5 protein-coding genes are annotated in these 6000 nt (G+C 47.5%); all 5 read right to left on the bottom strand.

What is annotated here, in order from left to right:
- Positions 1 to 237: 237 nt before the first annotated feature.
- The 5 genes from QUA24_RS05905 to grxC all read right to left on the bottom strand — a co-directional run bounded on the left by QUA24_RS05905 (position 238) and on the right by grxC (position 5547).
- Positions 238 to 834 (bottom strand): hypothetical protein, encoded by a 597-nt coding sequence (locus tag QUA24_RS05905; RefSeq protein ID WP_333227976.1) that lies wholly within the window; start codon positions 832 to 834, stop codon positions 238 to 240.
- Between the two features lie 166 nt (positions 835 to 1000).
- The gene (locus QUA24_RS05900) at positions 1001 to 2839 is read right to left on the bottom strand and encodes a CHAT domain-containing protein (protein ID WP_333227974.1); all 1839 of its coding nucleotides are present in this window, start codon (positions 2837 to 2839) and stop codon (positions 1001 to 1003) included.
- Positions 2840 to 2947: 108 nt separating this feature from the next.
- A complete protein-coding gene (locus tag QUA24_RS05895) occupies positions 2948 to 4087 on the bottom strand; it encodes a Gfo/Idh/MocA family oxidoreductase (protein WP_333227972.1) in 1140 nt (379 codons plus the stop codon).
- A 142-nt stretch (positions 4088 to 4229) separates the two neighbouring features.
- The gene (gshB, locus tag QUA24_RS05890; protein WP_333227970.1) at positions 4230 to 5216 is read right to left on the bottom strand and encodes a glutathione synthase; all 987 of its coding nucleotides are present in this window, start codon (positions 5214 to 5216) and stop codon (positions 4230 to 4232) included.
- Positions 5217 to 5283: 67 nt separating this feature from the next.
- Positions 5284 to 5547: a glutaredoxin 3 gene (gene grxC / locus QUA24_RS05885; RefSeq protein WP_333227968.1), complete on the bottom strand. Its 264-nt coding sequence runs from the start codon at positions 5545 to 5547 to the stop codon at positions 5284 to 5286.
- Between the last annotated feature and the right edge of the window lie 453 nt (positions 5548 to 6000).

Genomic DNA, 6000 nt, shown 5'->3' with positions numbered 1-6000 from the left:
GCCCGTCCAAAAAGGACGGGCGGGACGCCCATCCCACAATAACAATTAAAATTGTAAGTTATTTAATTCGCGATCCTTACTGAGCAAGGCTATATCTTGTCTACAAATCAAATAGGATTGCTATATCAAACTATAGCAATCCAGAAAATTTAGCAATTAGATGAATTTGACATCTAACTAAAGGTAGATTGATTTTATATTAATTTAAAAAAATTACCGCGTTCGCAGCACAAAAATTTAGCCATCCAAAAACTCATCAGCCATTTCTAATTGCGAGATTGCATAGCGGGCGACAGCCAAACTAACTCTGGCTTGTTCTATTTCCGACAATTGGGCCCAAGGTCTTGTAGTAGCCATGACTAATTCCCCCCCTTCCGAATCAACATCTCGCATGGCATAAGCCAAAGGACGTGCCAACACCTGCAAATCTTCCTCAGCCCACTGAGGCAAAATATCTAAGACGCACTCTACCATTTGGTCAGCTAAAGATTGATACTTAACAGTCGCGTTTTGCACGCTTTGAGCGATGCTGGCCAGAAAATCTTGAGGAACGCGAGCAAATTTCTCGCGCAAAGACTTGTGCAGAGCAGTGGTCAGCCAAACTTGTTCTAGTTGCGAGAATAAAACTTGCGACTTCAGGGCAATATCGCTGTCGCTGAAGGAATCAGATAGCGCAAATTCCTGCTCTAGGGCAGCTAAATAAGATTCGGATTCAAGCTGTGCAGGATTCCAGGGATAAGCAACATCAGTCTGAACAATTGTGGCGAGAAGTTCCATCTGGGCTTGAGTTTGTGAGTCGCGAAAATATTCAGAATCAGTAGATTGGGTAGCCATGATGTAATACCTAGGTGGGAAAAGGAAAAGACAGAAGGGGGACTGTGCCAAGAGCTAGTTGCGAGCTATCAGTGGTGAGTAACTCTTTTAAATTCAGACTGGACACTCAACGCCCAGAACTTTGCTGTGCCAGTAGCCGCTTACCTTCATTAGCTACACCCGCACCTTAATTCGTTCCGCAATCAGTCTCACTGTACCCCGAAGTTTTAGGAACCTCAATAGTGAACTCAAAAATCTGACCTTGAGAACTGCCAAATTTTAGCTGAGTCCCGCTGCGTAGCAGAAATTCTTGGTGGTGAACTCTCTGCCATCCCTCAGATCCCAAAACTAGAGTCCCGTAGCGAGAAAAATCGCGCAGGAAGTAGCTAGGTTCTTCCCGGCTATCTCCGATAGTGTTCCGGCAGAAAATCTCGGCGTGTTTTTGAGAAACCCACTGTTCTCGAATCACTACGTCATTTTCTTCCCAGCGTCCGACTCGAACCATACCTGCGCGAATCGGCCAAACCTGATTAATAGATTCGGTGGATTTGGCATTTGGTCGATCGCGCCCCCGCAAATAAGCACAAGACGGCAACCGTCCCAACCAAGTAGAAGAATTTAAAGGCAATTCTGTTTTGAGGTCATCTACCGGCTCAGTTAGCTGGCCGTCAAACTCAGGGTGCATATACAGCACAGGCAGCGTCCAAGCCGGTTGATTGAACTTGTAGAGCGTTAGTAACTGCTGTCTGGCGACGGCGACTGCCCGATCGATCGACATCCGTCCGGCCAAAGCTTGGGCAAAAGTTTGGATAAAACTCCGGGCCTCGCGATCGGCGATCGAGTCCCGCATCCCCAACACCGCAGGCACCCCGTGATGAATCAGTACCTCAGCCAAACTGCTGCGGGCGATCGCCTGTTGCTGACCGTTAGTTGAGTGCAGCCTCTCCACCGCCGGCTGAGCTCCCCAGCAGGCATTAAACACCGCCAGAGTCACGCGGCACCGAACTAAAACCTGAGCCAGTTCAGTGCCATTAATCGCCGTTTCCGGCCCCAAAAACAGCAAACCGCCGTCGGGGCCAGGTATCCCGTGGCCGGCGTAAAACAGAATGTTGTAAGCTTGCGTTTCCAGCCGAGAAATGAGTTCCGCCGGAGTAGGTTCGATCAGAGTATCGACGCGAGTCGGAACGCTGATGTCAAAATATTTGTCGCTGTCGTCGGTTTGAAAAGCACTTTCCAGAACGCCAGCTAGGGCGAGTGCTTCTTCTCCCAACTGCAAATGACCGTTATTACTCTTGGAAAATTGAGAATTAGCACCGCCACCGGGTTCTGCTTGTCCCAAAACTAGCAAAATGTTGAGCGACTCCGCAGGCTGCAGGGATGGCAAAGGTTCAACATTGCTGGTAGTGCGGCTAAAAAGCAGTTGCTGCGACAGAGAAATTGCCGGTTGACCCGCTTGAGGCTGCATAATTTCCCAAGGTAAAGCAATTAAATACGGTTCGCGCAAGTCTACGCGCACTCGTAGGGGTAGATTTTGCCCGATCGCGATACCTTTACTTTCCTGGAGACTACCCTGAATCGGCCCTTCAAACAGCCACTGCCAAAGATTAATCCCCAAATGCTGCATCAGGCGACTGCTGTAGCTTGCCGGTGGCCGAGGCGGATGCAGATCCCCCTTGTTGCCCCACCCCCGTTGACCGAGGTGGAGCGGCACAGAGGGCATCGCTGGAGCGAGGTCTAGCGACTGAGGGCTTCGTTGTTCAGTTTCTGCCAGTATATTCTGGTTGTTTTCTGGCGAGACGAAACTGCCATCAGGATTTAGGGGCAATTCGTGAATTGTCCCGGAGGGCGAAAACATTTCCTGCCAAGCTTTCCAAGATTGGGAGAGGGTATCGGGCCACATACAGTCGTGGTGAACGTACCCGCTGGGATAAGGAGCTTGTAGAACCCAAGTGGCAAAATGGTTTGCCCCAGCGGTTCTCAGGCGAGCGATCGCTATACTGAGGCAAGGACTTTCAGGGCGCGCCATTCACAACTACCGACTCTGGATATAGGGTTGAATTGAGTTTCTCTATTTGTAGTTTATCGGGTTTGGGGTGCGATCGAGTGCGTGAGATTGCTTTGGCAGTTTTTACTTTTACTTAGTGCCCAAAAAATTATCTATATTAGGTAAATCTACCCAAGTTCCCGTAGCATTCGACTCCTGGGTCAAATCCATCAACAACTGTGAGTAAACCCCTTCTCTGAGGGACGGTATCAAAGATTTACCGGCATCTATTGCTTCTACCCACCTATCTACTACTCGAATAAACGGTGCAATTCTCCCGTCTGGATATACTTGAGGAAACTCCAATCTTTGAGGAATTTTGATTTCAGCTAAAGGTTCTCCACCTTGGGAACCCCACAAACGAAATCCGTGGACGTAATCTTGCTGGTTGTCGCTTCCTAACACCAACCTACCCTTACTTCCGTATATTTCCACCCAGTGTCCCCGCCCTTGATAAGTAACAGAACTCAAACAAACTTGACAAGGAGTTCCCCCGGCTAATTCCAACATCAACGTGCAGGAATCATCTGCATCAACTAATTTTAACTTTCCTGAATCATTCGGATCGGGCCGCCGCGAAATTCCTGTAATCAATTGCCCAGAGAGCCTTTGAGGCGGGCCGAACAGCCAGCTAATATAATCAAAAACGTGAGAACCAGTCGCGCCCAAAACTCCGCCCCCTCGATCTTTTTGCGCGTACCAATTCCAAGGGCGACTCGCATCAGCGCGGCTCGAAACTAGCCAATCAATCTTAATTAAACGCTTTTCTCCCACATATTCTGCTGCCAATAATTCTGCTAGCATTTGCCATGCGGGGATGAAGCGAAACTCAAAGTCCATTGTGGCAATTGCTCTGGAACCACCATTTTTAAAATCGGTTGGAGATTCGTTGTTTGCCAATCGGTAAAGTTCCCTGGCTTCATTTGCTGTCAGGGCTGTGGGTTTTTCTAATAATAAATGCTTGCCTGCTTCCAAGACGGTTTTTGCCATTTCATAATGCAAAAATGGCGGTGTGGAAATGCTGACGCCCGCTACTTCTGGGATCGCTACTATATCGGCGATCGAGTCGCAAGCGTAGGGGATATTGTGGGTAGAGGCGATCGCCTTTGCTTTGTCTAAATTCCGGTGATAAACAGCCACAACCTCTGTCCGGTGATGGGCCTGGAAGCCTGGAATGTGTACTTTTTGACCGAAACCTGTACCGACTACTGCAACGCCAATTTTTAACATAATTTAATAATTGAGAATTGGGAATTGGGAATTAGGAATTGGTAGCAGCTAACAAATAACTAACGACTGCAACATCTGCCTGACGTTCGATAATTAATCCGTGTATCCGCGTCCTCATCTGTGTCGTGCTTGGCTTCTTCCCTCATCCTTCTTCCTTCTTTCTTCTTCCTTCTTCCTTCTCCACCCATCCAATTACTTGTTTTCCCAAACTAACGCCGTCAAATAAGTCAATTTCTCTGATCCCTGTAGGGCTGGTGACATTAACTTCTGTGAGATAACCGCCAATGATATCAATGCCGACAAAGTACAGTCCGTCCCGTTGCAGCACTGGTTCTAACTGATCGCAAATTTGCAGTTCGCGATCAGTAATTTCGGTTTTTGCGACTCGGCCACCGACGGCCATGTTGCCGCGAAATTCATTGCCGGTTGGAATGCGGTTGATAGCACCGATGGGCTTGCCGTTCAACAATATAATCCGTTTATCTCCCTCTTTTGCTTCCGGCAGATAAGTCTGAACCATCACTGGAATTTGCCCTTGTTGAGTGCTAATTTCGACCAGGGAGTTGAGATTGCGATCGCCCGCTTCCAAGAACAAAATCCCCTCGCCAGCTTTGCCACCCAAGGGTTTAAGAACTGCTGCTCCTTTTTTCTCCACAAATTGCCGAATTACCTGCTTGTTTTGAGAAACAATTGTCTCAGGAATCGCTCCCTCAAATTGCAAAGCATACATCTTTTCATTCGCCGCCCGCAATCCTTTGGGACTGTTAACTACCAAAGTTTTAGCCGGATCGATGCCGTCTAGAAGGTAAGTAGCGTAGAGGTAAGGAATGTTGACTGGGGGATCTGTCCGCATAAATACTGCGTCCATTGCTTCCAGAGGCTGCAAAGTAGGCTGTTCTACCTGGTACCAAGCCTCAGCCGCCTCCCAGCGTCCATCTACCACTTTTACTGGGGTGAGGGCTACCCGACTGAGCATTGCCCAGGTTTTGCCGCCGATGACGCTTAGTTCGTTGGCTTGAGTCGCCCAGACTTCGTGACCCAACTCTTGAGCGGCTTCCATCAGCGCTACGCTGGTATCGTGTCCTGGAATTAGTCGCGCGAGGGGATCGATGATGAATGCAAATTTCATTGTCAATTAAAATTAAGAATTGGTCGCAGAAAAATTTTGGCTAACGGAAAATTCGACAGGGAATGGCTCATTTTGCTGCTAGCAGGGGGTCTAGCTGGCCTAGAGCATCGAGTTTGTGGATGTCGTCGCAGCCACCTATGTGTTCGTCGTTAATGAATATTTGTGGCAGGCTGCGACCTCCGTTGGCTCGATCGCTCATTTGAGCGCGTGCTGCTTCATCTCCGTCGATCGCGTACTCTGTAAAATCAATCCCTTTTCGTTTCAGCAGTGCTTTAGCACGAATGCAAAACGGGCAGGTTCTCCAAGTGTAAATTTCTACTTTAGGGGTCATGGGACGCTCAAACAATAACAATATTTTTTAATTGTAATCTTAACCATAGTGCGGACTGTTTTTAGTTCCTAGGCTGAAACCCTGGATTTTTCGTTGGTAGCCAACTTGCCTTGGAGCCTTGAAACCCTTATTCTACGGTTGCCTATAAAAAACTGTCCGAAGGATTGATCTTAACCAATCTTATTTTAATTTTTATATTTTAATTTTTATTATATATAGCAACATCTAGCAACCTTATCTTTTACACCGGAGGTTATTCACTGCTGAAACCCTTGCCGGGAAGTGCATTTGCCTTCTTCCTTTTTTTTACCCTGACTGAAGTCGCTATCGCTTTCTTCCTTCAACATCCGGGTCTATTTGCAGCGCACAACCGAAGCGAGGTGTCAAGTTATTTTTTATACAATTTTTTATTTTTTATATAAATTTAAGTAAACAAATACCCATGCTTAAAAA

This window comes from Microcoleus sp. Pol12B5 (genome assembly GCF_036701335.1).
Taxonomy (GTDB): domain Bacteria; phylum Cyanobacteriota; class Cyanobacteriia; order Cyanobacteriales; family Microcoleaceae; genus Microcoleus.
The sequence above is the reverse complement of the archived record's forward strand: the minus strand, read 5'-3'. Positions and strand labels throughout refer to the sequence as shown.

What these genes read in the sequence shown, in the direction of transcription:
- QUA24_RS05905 (WP_333227976.1), bottom strand. Translation starts at nt 834, where the DNA reads ATGGCTACCCAATCTACTGATTCTGAATATTTTCGCGACTCACAAACT.
- gshB (WP_333227970.1), bottom strand. Translation starts at nt 5,216, where the DNA reads ATGAAATTTGCATTCATCATCGATCCCCTCGCGCGACTAATTCCAGGA.
- QUA24_RS05900 (WP_333227974.1), bottom strand. Translation starts at nt 2,839, where the DNA reads ATGGCGCGCCCTGAAAGTCCTTGCCTCAGTATAGCGATCGCTCGCCTG.
- grxC (WP_333227968.1), bottom strand. Translation starts at nt 5,547, where the DNA reads ATGACCCCTAAAGTAGAAATTTACACTTGGAGAACCTGCCCGTTTTGC.
- QUA24_RS05895 (WP_333227972.1), bottom strand. Translation starts at nt 4,087, where the DNA reads ATGTTAAAAATTGGCGTTGCAGTAGTCGGTACAGGTTTCGGTCAAAAA.